Source organism: Streptomyces sp. B1866, from assembly GCF_031932565.1.
In the GTDB taxonomy this organism is placed as follows: Bacteria; Actinomycetota; Actinomycetes; order Streptomycetales; family Streptomycetaceae; genus Streptomyces.
On the sequence record NZ_JAVSCF010000113.1, the window covers coordinates 1 to 19,578 of the forward strand.

Sequence of the window (19,578 nt, forward strand, 5' to 3'; positions counted from 1 at the left end):
GCCCGGCGCGGGCCCCGGCTCGGGGCCGGGACCGGGGCCGGGGGGCGGGGTGGGGGAGGGCGGGGCGGGCTCGCGGGAGTGCGGCCGGCCGCGCGCCGCGTCGTCCTGCCGTGCCACGGTGGCCTCCAGGGATTTCGGGTCGGCGACAAACGTCCGTACGCCCGCCGAGTGCCCCGCGCCGCCCCGTCCACGCAGTCCCCGCGCGCCTGATCCGCCCCCGTCCCGCGCGGCCCCCGCGGCCCGTCCGGCGCGGCACCGGGCCGCGCGCCCCGGGCGCCGCCCGCCGCCCGCCCGCCGGGCCGCTGAAGGTGCGGGCGAAATCTCCTAGAGTGGTGGGTATGGCCCGGTCCAACGACACGGTCGGGGCTCAGCTGCGGGAGCTCGCCGACCTCATGGTCATCACCGGCGGCGACGCCTTCCGGGCGCGCGCCTACGAGAAGGCGGCCCGCGCGGTCACCGGCTACCAGACCGACGTCTCCCAGCTCGACGCCAAGGGCCTCCAGGAGATCCCGGGCGTCGGCACGTCGGTCGCGGGGAAGATCGCCGAGTCGCTGCGCACCGGCACCATGACCGCTCTGGAAGAGCTGCGGCGGCGCATCCCGGCCGGGGTGCGGGAGCTGGTCGCCATCCCCGCCGTCGGACCCAAGCGGGCGATGATGCTCTACCGCGAGCTGGACATCGCCTCCGTGGACCAGCTCGTCGCCGCCGTCCGCGAGGGCCGGCTGCGGGACCTGCCGGGCTTCGGGCCGAAGACCGAGGAGCGCATCCTGCACGGCGCCGGGCTGCTGAAGGAGGCCGCCGTCCGGGTCCCGCTCGACGTCGCCATGGAACTCGCCGAGGAGATCACCGGCTCGCTCTCCGCCCTCCCCGAGTGCGAGCGGTGCGCGTACGCCGGGTCGCTGCGCCGCATGCGCGACACCGTGGGAGACGTCGACGTCCTCGCGGCCGCCCGCCGCCCCGGCCCGCTGATGGCCGCGCTGGCCACCGCGCCGTACGTGTCGGAGGTCATGGTCCAGGGCCCGAAGAAGACCTCGGTGCGCACCGCGAGCGGCCTGCGGGTGGACCTGCGGGTCGTGCCGCCCAGCGCCTGGGGGGCCGCGCTGCTGTACTTCACCGGCTCCAAGGCGCACAACATCCGCGTCCGCGAACTCGCCCTGCGGCAGGGCTGCACCCTCTCGGAGTACGGCCTCTTCCACACCGACACCGGGCGCCGGGCCGCGGCCCGCACCGAGGAGGACGTCTACGCCCGCCTCGGGCTGCCGTGGATACCGCCGACCCTGCGCGAGGACGGCGGCGAGATCGACGCCGCCGCGCGCGGCGAACTGCCCGAGCTGGTGACCCTGTCCGACCTCAGAGGCGACCTGCACACCCACACCGACCTGACCGACGGCGTCACCTCCCTGGAGGAGATGGTGCGGACCGCCGCCCACCGCGGCTTCGCCTACTACGCCGTCACCGACCACGCGCCCGACCTGCCCATGCAGCGCATGACGGACGACAAGACGCTGCGCCAGCGCTCCCAGGTGCGGTCCCTGGACGGCCGGTACGGGCGCATGCGGCTGCTGCACGGCACCGAGCTGAACATCGGCCCCGACGGCGGCGTGGACTGGCCCGCGTCCTTCCTCGCCGGCTTCGACGTGTGCGTGGCGTCGGTGCACTCGCACTTCACCCAGGACCAGGACGCGCTGACCCGCCGGCTGTTGCGGGCCTGCGAGAACCCGCACGTCCACGTCATCGGCCACCCCACCACCCGGATCCTCGGCCGCCGCGCGGGCCTGGACGTGGACTGGGACGCGGTGTTCGAGGCGTGCGCCCGCACCGGGACCGCGCTGGAGATCAACTCCCAGCCGCGCCGGCTGGACCTGCCCGACGGCCTGGCCCGGCGGGCCAGGCGGCGGGGCGTGCGGTTCGCCGTGGACAGCGACGCGCACTCCGCGCGCGCCCTGACCGACCTGCGCTACGGCGTGGGCGTGGCCCAGCGCGCCTGGCTGACCGGGGACGACGTGATCAACACCTGGCCCTGGGACCGCCTCAGCCGCTTCCTGCGCGGCCCCGGGGACGGCCCGTAGCACCGTGCGGCACCCGGGCAGCGCGCCGCGCCGCCCGGGTGCCGGGCCCCGGCACCGCGCTGGTCCGCCCGCCGGGCCTGCCGGACACTGGGCANCGGGCAGCGCGCCGCGCCGCCCGGGTGCCGGGCCCCGGCACCGCGCTGGTCCGCCCGCCGGGCCTGCCGGACACTGGGCACCGTGACGGGAAAGCGCAGCCCCGGCACCGCGCTGGTCCGCCCGCCGGGCCTGCCGGACACTGGGCACCGTGACGGGAAAGCGCAGCGCCGGCATCCTGCTGTTCCGCCGGCCCGCCGGCGGGCCGGACACGGCCTTCGAGGTCCTGCTGGCCCACATGGGCGGCCCGTTCTGGGCGCGCCGGGACGAGGGCGCCTGGACGGTGCCCAAGGGCGAGTACGAGCCGCCGGAGGACCCGTGGGCCGCCGCGCGGCGCGAGTTCCAGGAGGAGCTGGGCCTGTCGCCGCCCGGCGGCGAGCCCTGGCCGCTCGGCTCCGCGCGGCAGTCCGGCGGCAAGACCGTCACGGTGTGGGCGGTCGCCGGCGACCTGGACCCGGGCACGGTCGTCCCCGGCACCTTCACGATGGAGTGGCCGCGCGGCTCGGGCCGCACCCGGGAGTTCCCGGAGGTCGACCGGGTCGCGTGGTGCGCCCCCGGCCCGGCGCGCGCCCGACTCGTCGCGGGGCAGCGGGTCTTCCTCGATCGCCTCGCCGAGCGGCTCGGCGGCTGAGCACCCGCGCCCGCCGCGCGGTGCCCGCGCCGGCTACAGGTCGAACTCGGCGGGCGGCAGCTCCAGCGTGTAACACGCCTCGCGCACCACGGCCTGCTCGGTCTTGTCGAAGTTGCCGTCGGCGCCGCCGATGACGATGCCGATCTGGATGACGGCGCGCGCCTCCGCCGGCTTCTTCTTCGCCTTGGCGACCTCCTGCAGCACGCTCACCTTGCCGAAGTCGAAGTCGGTGGTGAGCTTGTCGACGTAGGTCTCGAAGCGCTGCCGCAGGTCGTCGGCGGAGAAGTTCTGCAGGACCTCGTTGGTGGCGATCAGCTGGGCGACGCGCCGCCGCTCAGCCGGGTCGATCGAGCCGTCCGCCGCGGCCACCAGCGCGCACATCGCCATGCTGGCGTCGCGGAACGCACCGCTCTTCAGGTCGTTCTTCTTCGCGACCAGCTGGGTCTGCATCGACTGGGCGGATTCCTTGACGCGATCCCACAGGGCCATTGCCACTCCGTACGGTGTCGAGACGCCCCGGGTCGGAACCGGCCCGGCCGGGGCTGATTACCTAAACAGTATCCACGGCCCGCCGCCCGTGGACGCGGCGGCGCCCCGTGCCCCGGACCGGCCGTCCGGTCCGGGGCACGGGAGCCGCGGTACGGCCCGGAAGGAGGCCCGCGGGGGTCGCCCGCGCGGCGGGCCGGGCCGGTGCAACCGGACGGCAACAGGCCCGCAACCGGGCGCGCTTAACGATCCGTGGCCGGTGTGCGATGCTCGACCTTCCCTGTGCGGCGCCGGCGTGTGCCGCGGTGCGCGCGGCGCGGTGCGGCGGGCGCCCGGTGCGCGCCGCACGGCACCGCCCCGCTTGCCGATGGTGAGGTTGAGGCCGACATGACCGAGGTCCCCGCGCCCGCGCCGTCCCCCGCCCCGCCCCCGGCGGCCCCGGCCGCCCCCGCCGGCGCCCCGCCCGGCCCCGGCCGCCTGGACTCCCGGGCCCTGGGCCTGCCGTCCGTGCTGTTCTGCGTCGTCACCGGGGCGGCCCCGCTGACCGCCATGCTGTTCAACGTCCCCGTCGCCGTGATGGGCGGCGGGTACGCGGCGCCCGCCGCCTTCGTGCTGGCCACCCTCGCGCTGACCGTGTTCTCCGTCGGCTACATCGCCATGAGCCGCAGGGTGACCTCCGCGGGCGGCTTCTACACCTTCGTCAGCTGGGGCCTGGGCCGTGCCGTCGGCGTCGGCTCCGGGGTGCTCATCGCCGTCTGCTACATGGTATTCGCCTCGGCGGTCACCGGGGTGATGGGCTACTTCGCCGCCACCAGCGTCGAGGAGTGGACGGGCCGGTCCCTCCCCGCGTGGGCCTACATGGCCGCCGGGCTCGCCGTGATGAGCCTGCTCGCCTGGTTCCACGTCGAGCTGACCGCGAAGGTCCTGGGCGTGCTGCTGGTCTCGGAGGTGCTGGCGCTGCTGGCGCTCGGCGTGGGCGTCGCGGTGCACGGCGGGAAGCGCGGCTTCGCCGCCGCCCCGCTGAACCCGGCCGAGGTGTTCGGCAACGGCGAGGCCGCGCACGTCTTCGGCACCGCGGCCTCCGGCGTGGCGCTGTTCGCCGCCTTCTGGTCCTGGGTGGGCTTCGAGATGGCGCCCAACTACGCGGAGGAGTCCCGCGACCCGCGGCGGATCGCGCCGCTGGCCACCTACGGCTCCGTGATCGGCCTGGGCGTCTTCTACACCTTCGCCTCCTACATGTTCGTCACCGGCTGGGGCCTGCCGGAGTCGGTGCGGGCGGTGCAGGACCAGTTCGACGGCGCGTTCGCCTCCGCCTTCTACCCGCTCACCGACCGGTACGTCGGCTCCCCGCTGACCACGGCCGTCGAGGCGCTGGCCGTCACCAGTTCCTTCGCCTGCGCCATGGCCTTCTACAACACCGCGGCCCGCTACCTGTTCTCCCTCGGCCGCGAGGGCGTCCTGCCGACGGCGCTGGCCCGCACCTCCCGCCGGCACAGCCCCGCCGTCGCCGCCATGACCGTGACCGCCGTGACGGGCCTGTACACCCTCGCGTTCGTGCTGTACGACTCCAGCGACGAGGCCGCGCTGGTCAAGCTCGGCACCTGGTCGCCGCTGCTGGGCGTGCTCGGCATCCTGGGCGTGCAGGCGCTGGCGTCGCTGGCGATCATCCGCTACTTCCTCACCACCGCCCGCGACGGCTTCCACTGGTTCACCACCCTGCTCGCGCCCGTGGTGGGCGGGGCGGCCATGGCCGGCGCCTGCTACCTGCTGGTGGACAACCGCCGGGTGCTCGCGGGCGCCGAGGACGTGCCGTTCATCCGCTACCTGCCGTGGATCGCGCTCGCGCCGTTCGCCGCCGGCCTGGCCGTCGCGCTCGTCCTGCGGGCCCGGCGGCCCGGGACGTACGCGCGCCTGGGCCGCTTCGCGCTCGCCGGCGCCGACCCCCGTGACGGCGCCGGCGAGCGCGGGACCGGATGACGGCCGCGGGGCCGTCAGGCGCAGGTCTCGTGGGCGCGCGGGAGCGCCAGCCATTCCGCGGCGCGTAACGCGGCCGAGGTCATGATGTCCAGGTTCCCGGCGTAGGCGGGCAGGTAGTGGGCGGCGCCCTCCACCTCCAGGTGCACCGACACCCGCATCAGGTCCGCCGCGTCCGCGGGCGCGAGCGCGCGCAGCGGGTCGTCGTCGGCCACCCGCGCGAAGCGGACCGGCGCACGCAGCCGGTAGCCGGGGACGTGCGTGCTGACCTGGTCGACCATCAGCTCCACCGAGGTGCGCACGCCCTCCTCGCCGCACGCTTTGACCAGGCAGTGCACGCGGTCGCGCATGGTGGACGGCGGGTCGGCCGGATCGAGGATGATCACCGCCTTGCCGCGGGCCGCGCCGCCGACGGTCTCGATCGCGTGGGCCGTGGTCCGGATCGAGTCGTCCAGGCTGGCCCGGGTGCCGGGCCCGGCCGAGGTGGCCGCGAGGGTGGCGACGATCTCGGCGTGGTAGACGGTCGTGAAGGCGGACACCGCGGCGACGATCGGGATGGTGGCCTGCCCGGCGCAGGTCACCATGTTCACGTTCGGCGCGTCGAGGTGCGAACCGAGGTTGATCGGCGGGACGACGTACGGCCCGAGCGCCGCGGGCGTCAGGTCGACCACCCTGCGGCCCGCCGCGCGCAGCAGCGTGTCGTGCCGGGGGTGCTCCGCCGCGCTGGTGGCGTCGAAGACGATCGCCACGTCCCGGAACTCCGGCAGGGCCAGCAGTCCGTCGATCCCCCCGGGCGTCGTGGCCACCCCCAGCTGCCGGGCCCTGGCCAGCCCCTCGGAGCCGGGCTCCACCCCGGCCATCGCGGCCATCTCCAGGCTCCGGGACCACCGGCTCACCTTGATCATCAGGTCGGTGCCGATGTTGCCGGAGCCCAGGACGGCGACCCGGGTGCGCGGGTTGGACGCCACAGCAGCCCTCCTTCGCGGCCGGCCAAGCGAGCGGACGTCGAAGCGTCGCGGTCCTGCCGCCGCCGTCCGCCGGTTCGAGCCGATCGACCAATCGACACCCGGGATGCTAACAGCGCGCACGGGCTTCGATAAACCCTGCCCCGGCCCGGTGGGACCAGGGACCCGGGTGGGCTGGGGGCCGTGCGCGCAGTTCGATCGCTCAATCGAAGGTCCGGCGGACGGCGGGGTGACACCCGTCCGCCCGGCGGTCCGCCAGGCCGCCGCTCCGCCCCGCCCGCGCGGCGCGCGTCACCGCCCGCCGAGCCCGACGAGGTCGCGGAAGGCCGCCGCGACCTGCTGCGGGGTGTGCTCGCCCGGCCGGTACCACCAGTGCATCCAGCTCAGCATTCCCAGGACGCCCTCGCTGAGGACCTGGGTGGCGTGCCGGGACGGAAGGACCCCCTGCTCCTGGGCGGCGGCCACGATGCGCTCCACGCGGCCCACGTACGCGCGCTCCTGCGCGTGCGCCTCCCGGGCGACCTCGCGCGGGATGGACCGGTACTCCTTCCAGTAGACGGCGAACGTCTTCTGGTTGACGACGACGGAGGCGGCGAACGCGTCGATCACCCGGCCCAGCTGCGCGGCCGGTGACCGGTCGCCGGTCAGCGCCCGGTCCAGCGCCTCGGAGAAGTCCCCGTAGACCTGGCGGGCGATCTCCTCCATCAGCCGCTCCTTGGACGGGAAGTAGTGGTAGATCGTGGACTGGCTCATGCCGGCCAGCTCGGCGATCTCCTTGGTCGTCCCCGCCTCGAAGCCGCGCCGGAAGAACACGCCCGCGGCGATGTCCAGCAGCTCGCGCCGCTTGCGCGTCCGCTCCTCGGCGCGCTCGTCCACCGGCCGCGCCCGCGGGCCGCGGGGGCAGCCGAGCCCGACCAGGTCCCGGTAGGCGGCCGACACCTGCTGCGGGGTGTGCTCGCCCGGCCGGTACCACCAGTAGGTCCAGCTCAGCATGCCCAGGATGCCCTCGCTCAGGACGTGCGTGGCGTGCCCGGCGGGCAGCACCCCGGCGTCCTGCGCCGCGGCCACCACCTCCTCCACGCGCGCCACGAAGGCGCGCTCCAGCGCGCGGGCCTCCCGCGCGGCGTCGGCCGGGATGGAGCGGTACTCCTGCCAGTAGACGGCGAACGTCTTCTGGTTGACGACGAGGGAGGAGACGAACGCGTCGATCACCCGGCCCAGCCGCTGCCTCGGGCACGGGTCGCCGTCCAGCGCCCGGTGCAGGGCCTCGGTGAAGTCGGTGGAGACCTGCCGGGCGATCTCCGCCATGAACTGCTCCTTGGAGGGGACGTAGTGGTAGATCGTGGACTGGCTCATGCCGGCCAGCTCGGCGATCTCCTTGGTCGTCCCGGCCTGGAAGCCGCGCCGGAAGAACACCTCGGCGGCGGTGTCCAGCAGTTCACGGCGCCTGCGCCGCCAGTCGTCGGAGCGCTCGTCCGCGCGGCGCCCGGTCCGTGCCGCGGCGGCGGCTCCCGCTCGTGTCGCCATGGGGCACCGCCCTCCCTCTCGCATCCGCCGCGGCAGCCCTCATCGTACGCAGGCCGCCGGCCGCGGCACCCGGCCGCGGCCCTTCCGGCCACAGCACTAGGGAACGTCCTGCCGGGCCAGTGCGGCGACGGTCCGCAGGGTGTGCGCGCCCGCGGGGTCCTCAGGGGTGGCGCAGGGCAGGACGGCGACCTCGTCCACGGCCGCGCCGTAGGCGGCCAGCCGCCGCCGTACGGCCTCGGCGTCGCCGAAGACCGCGACGTGCTCGACCAGTTCGCGGGGGACCGCGCGCAGCAGCTCGCGCGGGTGGGGCGTCCGGCGCGCGTACGCCACCACCTCGCCGTGCCCGGCCCGCGCGAACATCTCCGCGTAGCCGGGCGCGGCCAGGTAGGCCACCAGCATGCGGCGCACCTGCTCGACCGCGGCCCGCTCCTGCCCCGGCGTCGTGCCCGGACCGCGGGTGACCGCCACCGGCACCCACACGGCCGCCTCGGGCCGGGGCCGCCCGGCCGCCGCCGCGAGCGTGGCCGCCCTCGCGGCCGTCTCGCCCGCCGCCGCGGCGGACACCAGCGCCAGCGCCAGCCGGTCGGCGTGCCGGGCCGCCACCGCCAGGGCCGCCGGGCCGAAGGCGGCGACGGTCAGCCGCGGGCCGGGGACGGGCAGCCGCAGCCGGAAGCCGCGGGTGCGCACCACCTCGCCGGCCACGTCGGCCGTGCCGGTCTCCAGGAACGCCCGCAGGGCGGCGGCGGACTCGGCCAGCGCGACCGCCGGGCGGCGGTGGTCCCGGCCGTGCCAGCGGGAGACCACCACCGGGCTGGAGGCGCCCACCGCCACGCCCACGCCGCGGCCGGTGAGCTGGGCCACCGACGCCGCGCCCATGGCGATCATCGCCGGGTCGCGCACGGCCGCGGCCAGCGGGCCCACCGTCAGCGGGATGCGCGCCGTGCCCCGCCCGATCGCGGTGGCCAGCGCGAAGGCGTCGTAGGTGGCCATTTCGCCGATCCACAGCTCGCCGAACCCCAGCGCGTCGGCGAGCCGCGCGGTGGCCAGGGCCTCCTCGGCGGGCCGGTCCTGCCACAGGCCCAGGGCCACCGTGAGGCGTGGCAGACGGCCGGGGTCCGGGGCCGCGCGGGGCGCGGTCACGCGGCGGGTCCGGCCGCGGCGGGCCGGGACGGGGGCGGGGCGGGGCGGTGGCCGGGCACGGTGCGGCTCCCCTGTCGGACGCGGTCAGAAGAAGGTGTTGATGTTCTTGCCCGGCAGTATGCCGTGCCGCAGCTCGACGGCGCGGCGGGCGATGCGCAGCCGGCCGTCGTCGCCGCGCCGCAGGATGTCCTCCCGCCGCCCGTACAGGACCGTCTCCTCGTTGCCCCACTGGCTGCGGTAGTTGACGAACGCGGAGCGCACCAGCAGCTCGCGCGGGTCGGCGGCGGGCGCGACCTCGATGTTGCTGACGAGGTGCAGGTGCCGGGTGGGCGGGTCCTCGGACCAGGCGGTGGCGTCCGTCAGCCGCCGGACGCGCCGCGCCAGCGTCTCCTTGGTGTCGTCGAAGTACGCCATCCGGCCGGGCCCGTAGGGGCCCGCGGTGTCCCGCCGCTGCCGGTACTCCACGCCCGGCACCCAGTACCGCACGTCCTCCGTCAGCAGGTCCAGCCAGTCGTGGTACGCCTCGGCGTCCAGCAGCCGCGCCTCCAGGTACAGGAACTGCTGCACCTCGCACACCAGCGCCGCGTCCGGCACCCGGCCGGGCGAGGCCGCGCGCGGCTGCGCCCGGCTCGCGGGCGGGGTGCTCACGCCGTCCCCCGGGCCGGCGCGTCGTCCTCCACCTCGGCCCAGGTGCGCGCCCGCACCAGGCGCGACCAGCGGCGGTACAGGGCCCGCTGGTTGGCGTCGTTGACCTGGCAGCGGTAGACGTTGCCCGGCAGCTCCGGGTGGTCCACGCGGGTGCCCAGGCCCAGGCCGTAGTACAGGCGCCGGCGGCGGGTGGCCACCCCGCGGGCGGCGCGGGTGGCCAGCTCCCAGTTCTCCCCGTCGTCCATCTCGAACAGCCCGGCGGGGGAGAAGGTCATCATCGCGCCCCGCCGCCAGGCGTCCTTCACCGGCTGCGGCGCGGCGCGGTTGACCAGCACCCAGGTGTGCAGCTCCGTGACGTCCGGACCCTTGGGCTGCCAGGTGCGGAAGGTGTTCTGGCCGGGCAGGAAGGAGAAGTTCGGGAAGACGTTCACCGAGGAGACCGAGGCGGTCATGCGGGCGCGCAGCGGGCCGAGCCGCTCCTCGAACTGCCGCTGGCGGTCGCGCAGGTACTGCATCACCAGCGGCTCCTGGAGCGTGGCGGCGTTGCCGCGCCGGTCGAGGTTGAACTCCCAGGCGTGCCCGTTGACGTTGACGTGGTAGCTCTCGCTGTCCGGGTCCGCCAGGGAGGCCATCGGCCGGCCGAGCGTGGCCCGCGCGCCCGAGGCGTGCGTCCAGGCCGCGTGCAGCGCGTCGCCGGCGAAGTTCTCCGCGGCGATCTTCCAGTTGCACTTCAGCCGGGAGCGGATCGACCCGCCGGCGAACTCCGTGCCCCCGGGGTCGTTGTCCAGGATCACGTCCAGGTAGTAGGTGAAGTCGCCGAGGTAGTCCGCCAGCGACGGGGCCTGCGGGTCGAGGGTGGCGAAGACCAGGCCCTTGTAGGCGTCCAGCCCCGCCACGGGCGCCAGGCCGAGCCGGGAGCGGTCGAAGCCCGGGGCGCGCTCGAAGGCGGCGGCCTCGTGCATCCCCGTCAGCGCGCCGTCCAGCCCGAACGACCAGCCGTGGTAGTTGCACACGAACCCGCGGGCGTTGCCCCGCTCGGCGGTGCACACCCGGTTGCCGCGGTGCGGGCAGCTGTTGAGGTACGCGCGGATCCGGCCGTCGCGGCCGCGTACCACCAGCACGTTGTCCTCGCCCATCCACGTGGTCAGGAAGTCGCCGGGCAGGGGCAGCTGCGACTCGTGCGCGAGGAACAGCCAGCAGCGCGCGAAGATCCGCTCCAGCTCCAGCTCGTAGACCTCCGGGTCGTGGAAGACGCGGCGGTCCAGCCAGCCCTCCTCCAGGCCGTCGAGCGCCAGCCAGTCGGGCGCCCCGCGCGTGCGCGCCGCGGTCACGACGCCCTCCGGCGCCCGGCCGTGTGCCCGGGCGCGTGTCCCGGCGCGCCGGGCAGCTCGGCCACGATGTGCCCGTCCTCGACGGCGGCGGGGTACGCCGGCAGCGGGCCGGTGGGCGGGAAGGCCGACAGGGCGGCGCCGGTGCGCACGCAGAAGGAGGCGAGGTGCGCCGGGCACACCACCACGTCCCCCTCCAGGTCGCCGTCGGTCAGCGGCACCCGCGCGTGCGGGCAGGTGTCGGCCGTGACGTACACGGCGCCGCCGACGTTGTACACGGCGAGCGGTCCGGCGCCTGAGGTCTCGACCCGCCGCATCTGGCCGGGGGCCAGCGCGTCGGCGGGCAGCAGGCGGACGCGCCGGGACGCGGCCCGCCCACCGCCGGGGGACGGCTCGCCAGGGGGCGGCTCGTCGGGGGAGGGCTCGTCGGCGGACGGCCCGGCGGCGGGGTCCTGCGCTCCGGGTGCGTCGGTGGCGGGTCCCATGGACGGCTCCTTCGGACGGTCCGCCGCGGCCGGCCGGGGCGGAGGCGGCGGGCGGTCACGGGTCGGGGCGGGAGCGGGGCGCGGCCCGGCGGCCCGGACGGGCACACGGGACACGGCTGCGCGGGACGCGGCTTCCCAGGGCGCGGCTTCCCAGGGCACGGCTTTACAGGGCACGGCTTTACAGGGCACCGGGCCGAACACCCCCGTCCGACGTACCAAGTCGATTGAATAATCGACAAAAGATGGTAACGGCTGCTCCGTTGCATGGTAAGACCCTGGTCGACGGTGCGGAGTGAAGGCCGTGTGCTCGCGCGGTGACGGTCTACCAGCCGATTGCCCAATCGAGAGATAATGGGCCGGCCCCGAGCGCAGGAGGATGCATGCCGCCAAAGACAGCGGGTGCCGCCCTGCCGGCCGGAGCGGGACGGCAGCCCTGCGACACGGTCGTGCAGGCGTTCTGGCACGCCGTGGCCGCCGCACCCGACCGGGTCGCGGTGCGCCACGGCGACCGGACGCTGACCTACCGCGCGTACGGCCGGTGCGTGGCCGCGCTCGCCGCCCGCCTGGAGCGGGCGGGCGCGGCGGGCGGGCGGGTGGCCGTCGTCCTGCCGAGCGGGCCGGAGGCGGCCGTCGCCGTCTTCGCCGCCCTGGCCGCCCGCGCGCAGGTGGCGCTGCTCAACCCCGGCTATCCGGCGCCGGAGATGCGGCCGCTGCTGGCGGACGCCGACCCGGCCGCCGTGGTGACGGGCGGCGGCGCCGCGGACGTGCCGGCCGCCCTCGCGGCCGAGCGGGGCGTGCCCGTACTCCCCCTGGGCCCGGACGGCCTGGCGCTGGAGACCTGGAGCGGCGAGGCGTCCTGGGACCTGGCGGACCGCGCGGGTCCCGGGCCGGAGGACCTGGCCACGCTGATGTACACCGGCGGCACCACCGGCGTGCCCAAGGGCGTGGACCACACCCACCGCTCGGTGATGCTCACCGTGCGGGCCATGGAGGCGTGCTGGCCCACCCGCGCGGACCGCGAGGTGTGGCTGACGGTGGCGCCGGTGTTCCACATCTGGGGCCTGCTGATGGGCGTGCTCAACCCCGTGTACGGGCGCGCCACCGCCGTGGTCTTCGACCGCTTCCGGCCCGGCCCGGTGGTCGAGGCCCTGGTGCGGCACCGGGCGTCGGTGTTCTCCGGCGGCCCCGCCGCGCTGTACGCCGGACTGCTGGCGGAGCCCGCGCTGGCCTCGGCCGACCTGTCGGACCTGCGCGTGTGCCCGGGCGGCGGCTCGCCGTTCCCGCTGGAGTTGCTCGACCGGTGGCGCGCGGCCACCGGCGTGCCCATCCGCGAGGCGTTCGGCATGACCGAGCTGGCCCCCATCACCGCGCAGCCGCCCGGCGCGGAGCCCCGACCCGGCACCGTGGGCCGGCCCGCGCCGCTGGTGGAGGTGCGCGTCGCCGCCGACGACGGCTCCGCGGCCCTGCCGCCGGGCACCGTCGGCGAGATCCTGGTGCGCGGCCCGCACCTGTTCCGCGGCTACCGCGGCCGGCCGGAGCAGACCGCGGCGGCGCTGACGGACGGCTGGCTGCGCACCGGGGACCTCGGCCGGCTCGACGAGGACGGCTACCTGCGCATCGTCGACCGTAAGAAGGACATGATCATCGTCAGCGGCTTCAACGTCTACCCGCGGGAGATCGACGAGGTGCTGGCCGCGCACCCGGGCATCCGGCAGTCCGTCACCATCGGCGTCCCCGACCCGCGCCGCGGCGAACTGCCGGTGTCGTTCGTCGTGCCCGAGCCGGGCCGGGCGGCGGGCACCGCCGAGCTGCACGCGTACCTGGCCGGCCGACTGGTCGGCTACAAGCGGCCCGCGGCCATCACGCCGCTGGAGCGGATCCCGCTCACGCCCGCCAACAAGGCCGACCGCAGGGCGCTGCGGGACCTCTGGGCGGCCCGTACGGACCCGTCCCGTACGGACCGTGCAAAGCCCGCCCGTACGGGGCCTTCCCAGCCTTCCCGGCCGGAGGCGGCCGGTGCGACGCCGCCCGCGCGTGGGCAGACCCATGGCGCCGGGCCGGCCTTCGAGGGGCCGCCCGGCCACGGAGCGGACCGGGCGGCGCGGCCCGCCCCGGGACCGGGCCCCGGCGGCCCGGGCCGAGCGGACCGGCCGGGCGACGCCGGCGGACCCGCGGCCGGGTGAGGCCGGCGCCGACCGCGGTCGGGAGGAGTGCCGGGAAGAGTCAGCGGAACCGCGGCCGGTCCGCGTCGTCGTCCGCGCAGACCCGGAAGACCAGTTCCCGCTGGGTGGGGCTGTCGGACGTGGCCAGCCGCACCCGGGAGCCCACGCGCACCGAGCCGGAGGCCGCGCCCACGACCCGGCAGTGCAGGCGGAAACCCTCGGCCATGTCGATGAGGGACTGGTTGTGGCGCCGGTCGGTGTTGCGGTGGACGACGCTGGAGCGGCGGACGATCCCGGTGCCGCTGCTGCGCTCCCAGTCCCACTCGGTCGAGCCACACACCGCGCACAGCACCCGCCCGAAGGCCGCGGTGCGGCACCAGCGACAGCGCTGGTAGTGAAGGGCGCCGTCCTTCACCACGGGCGCCGCGGGGGAGTCGGCGGCGCGCGGCGCGGCCCCGTCCGCGGGGGCGCCGAGAAGGGACGCCGCCGCCTCGAAGCGGCCGCCGTCCACGGCGGTGTCTGGTCGGTCCTGAACGGTCCTTATCCCTGAGTGCAACACGAGGGCACCTCCCTGTCGTCGGCCCGAAACCGAGGTGCAACAAAAGTATGGCACTCAGTGCCGCCTGTAAAGGCACTGAGTGCCCATTATTTGGTCTGGTCACGGACCCCGCTCCCGCGCCGTCCCGGCCGCGAACACACCTGCCAGGGACGGGAGTTGACCGGCTCCGGCGCGGCGGGCCGAGCGGACCGGCCCTGCCGCCGGCCGCACGCCGGTGGCACAATCCGCCCATGCGCAGCGAACGGGACACCCCCGCGCCGCCGCCGGAGGCGCCCGGCCGCACCGGCGAACCCGCCTGGGCCGCCGCCTGGACCGGCGGCCGGCCCGCCGTGCACCTGGGCAACGTCGGCGAGTTCCACGCCCAGTTCCCCGGCGCCTCCCCGACCGTCCGCGGCAGCGGCGACCACTACGCGTGCCTCGCCGCCTTCCTCAGCCCCCGCCCCCGGATCGTCGTCCTGCCGCGCCACGTCGACCCCGCCTGGACGCGCCTGCTGGAGCGGCTGCTGGACTGGGAGGGCGTGGAGGTGTACGGCGGCGTCGACGGCGAGTCCGGGCTGTGCGACGCGGTCCGCGCCCGGCCCGCCCTCCGGGAGCGGATCGCGGCGGCCGGGCCCCCGCTCATCCCCTGGGGCCGCACCGCCGCGTCCGACCGGCTCGCGGCCTCCTGCCGCGCCGAGCACCCGCCGGGCGCGGCCGGCGCGCTGGCCGCCGTCCGCCGCCACGAGTCCAAGGCCGCCGCGCACGCCCTGTTCGCCCGGCTCGCCCCCGACCACCCCGGCGTCGTCGTCCCCGCCCAGTGGCACGCCGCCTCCCCGCGCCACGCCGCCCGCCTGCTGGCCGCCCGCGCCGCTGCCGGGCTCACGACGGTGGTCAAGGCCGAGTACGGCGCGGGCGGTTCGGCCACCGCCGTGCTGACCCCCGCCCAGGCCCGCCGGGCCGGACGCGCGTACGCGATCCCCTGGGCCCGCCGCGCGCCCGGCACCGCGCCGCCGCGCGGGCCCCTGCTCATCGAGGACCACGTCGCGGGCCGCGGCCCGCATCGCAACCCCACCTTCGACGGGTTCGTCGCCGGCGACGGCACCGTCCACCCGGTGGGCACCGGCCTGATGGACGTGGCCGGCACCCGCTACCGCGGCGTCACCGTCGGCCCCGGCGCCCTGCCCGGGCCGCTGGCCGCCATCGCGGCGCGGTTCGGCGCGGCCGTGGGCCGGGCCCTGGCCGCCGACGGCTACCGGGGCTGGTACGACGTGGACTTCGTCACCGACCGGGCGGGCCGCCTCGCGCCCGTCGAGACCAACCTCCGGCTCACCGGCCCGGCCGCGGCCTTCGCCCTCCAGGCGCGGCTGGCCCGCCTGCACGGCGGCGGCCCGCCCGCCGTGCGCACCCTCGACCGTCTGCCGCTGGGCGCCCGCCTGCCCGCCCGGGACCTGCTGGACCACCTGGCGGAGGTGGCCCGGCGGTGCCGGCCGCTCGGCGTGACGCTGCTGCCGACCATCCCCACCGCGAGCTACGAGCCCGACCCGTACGCCGGTGTGGCGCTCGCCGCCCCCACCCCCGGGGCCCTGGACGCGGCCGAGGCGGTGCTGCGCGCAGCCAACCGGGCGCTGGGCCGGATGTTCCGGGACCTCGACCGCGAGAGCGGCCCCGGCGGCCCCGGCGGCCGCGGCCTCAGCGGTCCGCGGGGCGCCGCGCGGCGAAGACGGCCGCCACCGCGCCCGCGAGCATGAGGGTGACGTTGAACCCGTAGACCAGCGCCGCCTGCCGGGCCCAGTCCGTCCGCCCGGCCAGCCGGTAGGAGTTGTCCTGCGGCCACCACGAGACGAGCAGCCACACGATCGCCAGGTGCGCCGCCGCGGTGAGCCCCGGCGAGCGGCCGAGCCGGGCCATCAGCGGCCTGCCGTGCGCCAGGAACGCCACGCCCAGCCCGAACGCCAGGCACTCGCACAGGTACAGCCCCTCGAACAGCGTCGCCCACGGCTGCGGCACCAGCGACACGTCCGTCGACCCCGGCCAGAAGGTGTCCGTCAGCAGCATGGCCAGCAGGGTGAACACGCCGGTGAGCGCCGCCATCGACGCCCCCGGGCCCGTCGGCGCGCCCAGGGCCGCCGACGCCTTGCCGCCCGTCCCCGGACCCGCCGCGCCCCGCGGCACCGGCCGCGGCAGCCCCGACCGGTCCGCCTTCCCCGCCCGGGTCCGCGGCAGCGCCGCCACCGGCACCACCGCCCGCGGAGCCCGGTCCCGCGGCAGCCGGGCGGACAGGAACAGCCGCAGCTCGCCCGGGTCCACCCGGCCGCCGTCGGCCGGCACCACGTAGGCGACGGGCTCCGGTCGGCCCGCGCCCGTACCGGCCTCGGCCACCAGGCACGCGGCCACCGACGGGTGGCCGCGCAGCACCGCCTCGGCGTCCGCGTGGCCCCCGCGCCGCCCGAGGTGTTCCAGCCGCCCGTCCTCGCGCACCCGGCCCAGGTCGCCGGTACGCCCGCGCCCGCGCCGCCCGCCCCCGGAGCCGCCGCGCACCCGGCCCAGCGCCGCCCCCGGCCCGCCGAGGACGAGTTCCCCCACCGCCCCCGGCCCGACCGGCGCGCCGCCCGGCCCGGCGACGGTCACGGTCACGTGCGGGAACGGCACCCCGATCAGCGACAGCCGCTCGGGGTGGGCGACGGCCGCGGGCCGGTCGGGCAACTCGAAGTACGCCGCGCCGCCGGCCGCCTCCGCCGGCCCGTAGACGCCGAGGATCCGCACGCGCGGACCCAGCGTCCGGCGCAGCTCCAGCTGCTCGTCCAGGTACCAGCTGTCCCCGCCGGCCGCCACCAGCCGGACCGCGCCCAGGTCCAGGCCGCTGACCCGCAGGTGCCGGTGCAGGTCCCGGACGACGTGCACACCGCAGTCCAGCACGGTCACCGCGGCGCGGACGATCTCCTCGCGCAGGCCCGCGGGCCCGGCCTCCGGCCCCGCGGCGGGCAGCACCAGCGTCCCGCCCGAGCACAGCGCGCGCACCCAGGCGGCCGTGAAGCCCGCGAACTCCGGCTCCACCGTGGTCAGATACCGGTCCGCGGGCGTGAGCCGGAAGACCGCGCGCCACGCCGCGTACCCGCGCGCCAGGGCCTGATGCCCGGTCAGCGCCCCCGTGGCGGGGCCGGTCGTGCCGGCCGTGTACAGCACGCAGGCCACATCCGCCGCACCGGCCGGGCCGCCGGCGGCGTCCGCATCCGAAGGAGCGCCCGGGGCGTCGGACACGCCCGGGGCATCGGGAACGCCCGTGTCCTGCGGTCCGCCGGTGTCGTCCAGGAGCACCACCGCCCGGTCCGCGCCCACCGCGTCGGCCAGGGCCACCGGCAGCGGCCCGCGCGCCACCACGGCCACCGGGCCGGCGTCCGCCAGCACATGCCGCAGGTGCGGCTCGGGCGCGCCGGGCGCCACCGGCACGTACGCGCCGCCTGCCCGCAGCACGCCGAGCATGCCCACCACCGCGTCGGCCGGATCCTCCAGGCACACGGCCACCAGCCCGCCCGCGGGCACGCCGGCGGCGCGCAGCCGCCGCGCCAGCCGGCCGGACGCGCGGTCCAGCCCGGCGTAGCTGAGGGTGTCACCGCCGCGCACCACGGCGGGTGCCGACGGCGCGAGCCGCGCCTGGTCCTCCACCATCCGGTGCACCGGCCGGGCCTCGGGCGGCCCGGCCGCGCGCCGCCCGCCGGGTCTGCGAGGGCGCTTCCCGCTCTGCTCGGACACGTCGTCATCCCCCCGGTCGTACGGCCGCCGGGCCCGTCCGGCGGCCGCCGGCGGCGGTACGGCGCGCGGGGGCGCGGCGACCGTACGGCGCGCGGGGCGCGGGACGTGGGCCCGTCCTCGTCTCCTCCTCCACGCCCCGCGCGTCCCGCCGGTTCCGCGCGCGCCGCCCGGCGCGAGCGCGGTCGGCCTCAGGCCGGCTCCTCGCCCCGGTCGCCGCCCCAGCGGGTGTGGAAGACGCCGTCGCGGTCCGCCCGCCGGTAGGTGTGCGCGCCGAAGAAGTCGCGCTGCGCCTGCACCAGCGCGGCCGGCAGGCGCTCCGAGCGCAGGCCGTCGTAGTACGCCAGGGCCGCGGCGAACCCGGGCACCGGCACCCCCAGCGCGGCGGCCGTGGACACCACCCGGCGCCAGGCGCCCTGGGCCGCGCCCAGCGCCTGCGCGACGTACTCGGCGTCCAGCAGCGTGACCCGGTCCGGGCGCTCGTCGTACGCCTGCCGGATCCGGTCCAGGAACCGGGCGCGGATGATGCACCCGCCGCGCCAGATGGCCGCGACGGCACCCGGGTCGATCCCCCATCCGTACTCCCGGCTGCCCGCCTGGATCTGGTGGGCGCCCTGCGCGTACGCCACGATCTTCGACGCGTACAGCGCCTCCTCCACGTCGTCGGCGAACCGCCGCGCGGCCTCCCCGGCCGGCCGCGCGCCCTGCCCGGGCCCGGGCAGGGCCCGGGCGACCGCGCGCAGGTCCGCGTGGCCCGACAGCGAGCGGGCGAACACCGCCTCCGCGATCCCGCTCACCGGCACCCCCAGGTCGAGCGCCGTCTGCACCGTCCAGCGGCCGGTGCCCTTCTGCTCCGCGCGGTCCAGCACCGCGTCCACGAACGGCCCGCCGGTGACCGGGTCGGTGTGCGCCAGCACCTCGGCGGTGATCTCGATCAGGTACGACTCCAGCCGGCCGCCGTTCCAGGCGCGGAACACCTCCGCCGCCTCGCCGGGCGGCAGACCCGCCACCCGCCGCAGCAGGTCGTACGCCTCCGCGATGAGCTGCATGTCCGCGTACTCGATGCCGTTGTGCACCATCTTCACGAAGTGACCGGCGCCGTCCGGGCCGATGTGCGTGCAGCACGGCACGCCGTCGACCTTCGCGGAGATGTCCTCCAGCAGCGGGCCCACCGCCGCGTACGCCTCCGCGGAGCCGCCCGGCATGACGCTCGGGCCGTGCAGCGCGCCCTCCTCGCCGCCCGACACGCCGGTGCCCATGAAGTGCAGGCCGCGCTCGCGCAGCGCGGCCTCGCGGCGCCGGGTGTCCTGGAAGTGCGCGTTGCCGCCGTCCACGATCATGTCGCCCGGCTGGAGCAGCGGCGCGAACTCCTCGATGACGGCGTCGGTGGGCGCGCCCGCCTTGACCATGACCACCAGGCGGCGCGGCCGCTCCAGGGAGGCCACGCACTGCTCGGGCGTCCGGGCAGGCAGGAACGCGCCCTCGTGGCCGAACTCCTCCACCAGGGCCCGGGTCCGCGCCTCGGTCCGGTTGTGCACGGCCACGGTGTGCCCGTGCCGGGCGAAGTTGCGCGCCAGGTTGCGGCCCATCACCGCCAGCCCGGTCACGCCGATGTGCGCCTGCTGCGCCATGCCGCCGGCTCCTGCCTGTCGTGCCTGCGTCGTCGGCGCGGCGAGTCCGCCGCCGGTACGCGGCGGGCGGACCCGTGCCGTGCCGCCGTGCCGGGTGCCCCGCGCGGGCCCGGTGCAACCAGCCCGCGGCGGGCGCGGCCGGTGGCGCGGGGCG

Annotated in this window: 15 protein-coding genes; 5 read left to right on the forward strand and 10 right to left on the reverse strand. The window is 77.1% G+C overall.

Annotation, left to right across the window (positions count from 1 at the left end; translation table 11 throughout):
* The first annotated feature begins 338 nt into the window (after positions 1-338).
* Positions 339-2,069, forward strand: coding sequence for a DNA polymerase/3'-5' exonuclease PolX (gene polX, locus RKE29_RS16370; protein ID WP_312006135.1), 1,731 nt, complete (start codon positions 339-341; stop codon positions 2,067-2,069).
* Positions 2,070-2,313: 244 nt separating this feature from the next.
* A complete protein-coding gene (locus RKE29_RS16375; RefSeq protein WP_312006136.1) occupies positions 2,314-2,793 on the forward strand; it encodes an NUDIX domain-containing protein in 480 nt (159 codons plus the stop codon).
* 33 nt (positions 2,794-2,826) lie between these two features.
* Here the strand turns inward: RKE29_RS16375 and RKE29_RS16380 are convergent, their stop codons facing one another.
* Positions 2,827-3,282: a TerB family tellurite resistance protein gene (locus tag RKE29_RS16380; RefSeq protein WP_312006137.1), complete on the reverse strand. Its 456-nt coding sequence runs from the start codon at positions 3,280-3,282 to the stop codon at positions 2,827-2,829.
* 384 nt (positions 3,283-3,666) lie between these two features.
* Here RKE29_RS16380 and RKE29_RS16385 point away from each other — a divergent pair, with 384 nt between their 5' ends.
* A complete protein-coding gene (locus RKE29_RS16385) occupies positions 3,667-5,256 on the forward strand; it encodes an APC family permease (RefSeq protein ID WP_312006138.1) in 1,590 nt (529 codons plus the stop codon).
* Between the two features lie 14 nt (positions 5,257-5,270).
* Here the strand turns inward: RKE29_RS16385 and RKE29_RS16390 are convergent, their stop codons facing one another.
* From RKE29_RS16390 to RKE29_RS16415, 6 genes are all read right to left on the reverse strand, one after another.
* Positions 5,271-6,221, reverse strand: a complete 951-nt coding sequence (locus RKE29_RS16390; RefSeq protein WP_312006139.1) for an acetaldehyde dehydrogenase (acetylating) — start codon at positions 6,219-6,221, stop codon at positions 5,271-5,273.
* Positions 6,222-6,509: 288 nt separating this feature from the next.
* The gene (locus tag RKE29_RS16395) at positions 6,510-7,745 is read right to left on the reverse strand and encodes a TetR family transcriptional regulator (protein ID WP_312006140.1); all 1,236 of its coding nucleotides are present in this window, start codon (positions 7,743-7,745) and stop codon (positions 6,510-6,512) included.
* Between the two features lie 96 nt (positions 7,746-7,841).
* Positions 7,842-8,885 (reverse strand): LLM class F420-dependent oxidoreductase, encoded by a 1,044-nt coding sequence (locus tag RKE29_RS16400; RefSeq protein WP_312006141.1) that lies wholly within the window; start codon positions 8,883-8,885, stop codon positions 7,842-7,844.
* 84 nt (positions 8,886-8,969) lie between these two features.
* Positions 8,970-9,533: a 3-phenylpropionate/cinnamic acid dioxygenase subunit beta gene (locus tag RKE29_RS16405; RefSeq protein WP_312006142.1), complete on the reverse strand. Its 564-nt coding sequence runs from the start codon at positions 9,531-9,533 to the stop codon at positions 8,970-8,972.
* Positions 9,530-10,864 (reverse strand): SRPBCC family protein, encoded by a 1,335-nt coding sequence (locus RKE29_RS16410; RefSeq protein ID WP_312006143.1) that lies wholly within the window; start codon positions 10,862-10,864, stop codon positions 9,530-9,532. Before RKE29_RS16410 ends, RKE29_RS16405 begins: the two co-directional genes overlap by 4 nt.
* Complete coding sequence (locus RKE29_RS16415; RefSeq protein WP_312006144.1) at positions 10,861-11,346, reverse strand: non-heme iron oxygenase ferredoxin subunit; 486 nt, start codon at positions 11,344-11,346, stop codon at positions 10,861-10,863. Before RKE29_RS16415 ends, RKE29_RS16410 begins: the two co-directional genes overlap by 4 nt.
* Before the next feature lie 380 nt (positions 11,347-11,726).
* Here RKE29_RS16415 and RKE29_RS16420 point away from each other — a divergent pair, with 380 nt between their 5' ends.
* Positions 11,727-13,529 carry an AMP-binding protein gene (locus RKE29_RS16420; protein ID WP_312006145.1) on the forward strand — a complete coding sequence of 601 codons (1,803 nt, stop codon included), beginning with the start codon at positions 11,727-11,729 and terminating at the stop codon, positions 13,527-13,529.
* Positions 13,530-13,569: 40 nt separating this feature from the next.
* On the opposite strand, the gene RKE29_RS16425 is transcribed toward RKE29_RS16420, so the two are convergent.
* Positions 13,570-14,067, reverse strand: a complete 498-nt coding sequence (locus RKE29_RS16425; RefSeq protein WP_312006146.1) for an OB-fold domain-containing protein — start codon at positions 14,065-14,067, stop codon at positions 13,570-13,572.
* Positions 14,068-14,297: 230 nt separating this feature from the next.
* Between RKE29_RS16425 and RKE29_RS16430 the strand changes: the two genes are divergently transcribed.
* Positions 14,298-15,794 carry a hypothetical protein gene (locus tag RKE29_RS16430; RefSeq protein WP_312006147.1) on the forward strand — a complete coding sequence of 499 codons (1,497 nt, stop codon included), beginning with the start codon at positions 14,298-14,300 and terminating at the stop codon, positions 15,792-15,794.
* Here RKE29_RS16430 and RKE29_RS16435 read toward each other — a convergent pair.
* Together RKE29_RS16435 and gndA are read right to left on the reverse strand one after the other, a co-directional pair.
* Entirely contained in the window at positions 15,736-17,796 is a 2,061-nt protein-coding gene (locus RKE29_RS16435) for an AMP-binding protein (protein ID WP_312006148.1), read from the reverse strand. The genes RKE29_RS16430 and RKE29_RS16435 overlap by 59 nt on opposite strands.
* Positions 17,797-17,984: 188 nt before the next feature.
* Positions 17,985-19,424 (reverse strand): NADP-dependent phosphogluconate dehydrogenase, encoded by a 1,440-nt coding sequence (gndA, locus tag RKE29_RS16440; protein WP_312006149.1) that lies wholly within the window; start codon positions 19,422-19,424, stop codon positions 17,985-17,987.
* Positions 19,425-19,578 lie beyond the last annotated feature (154 nt).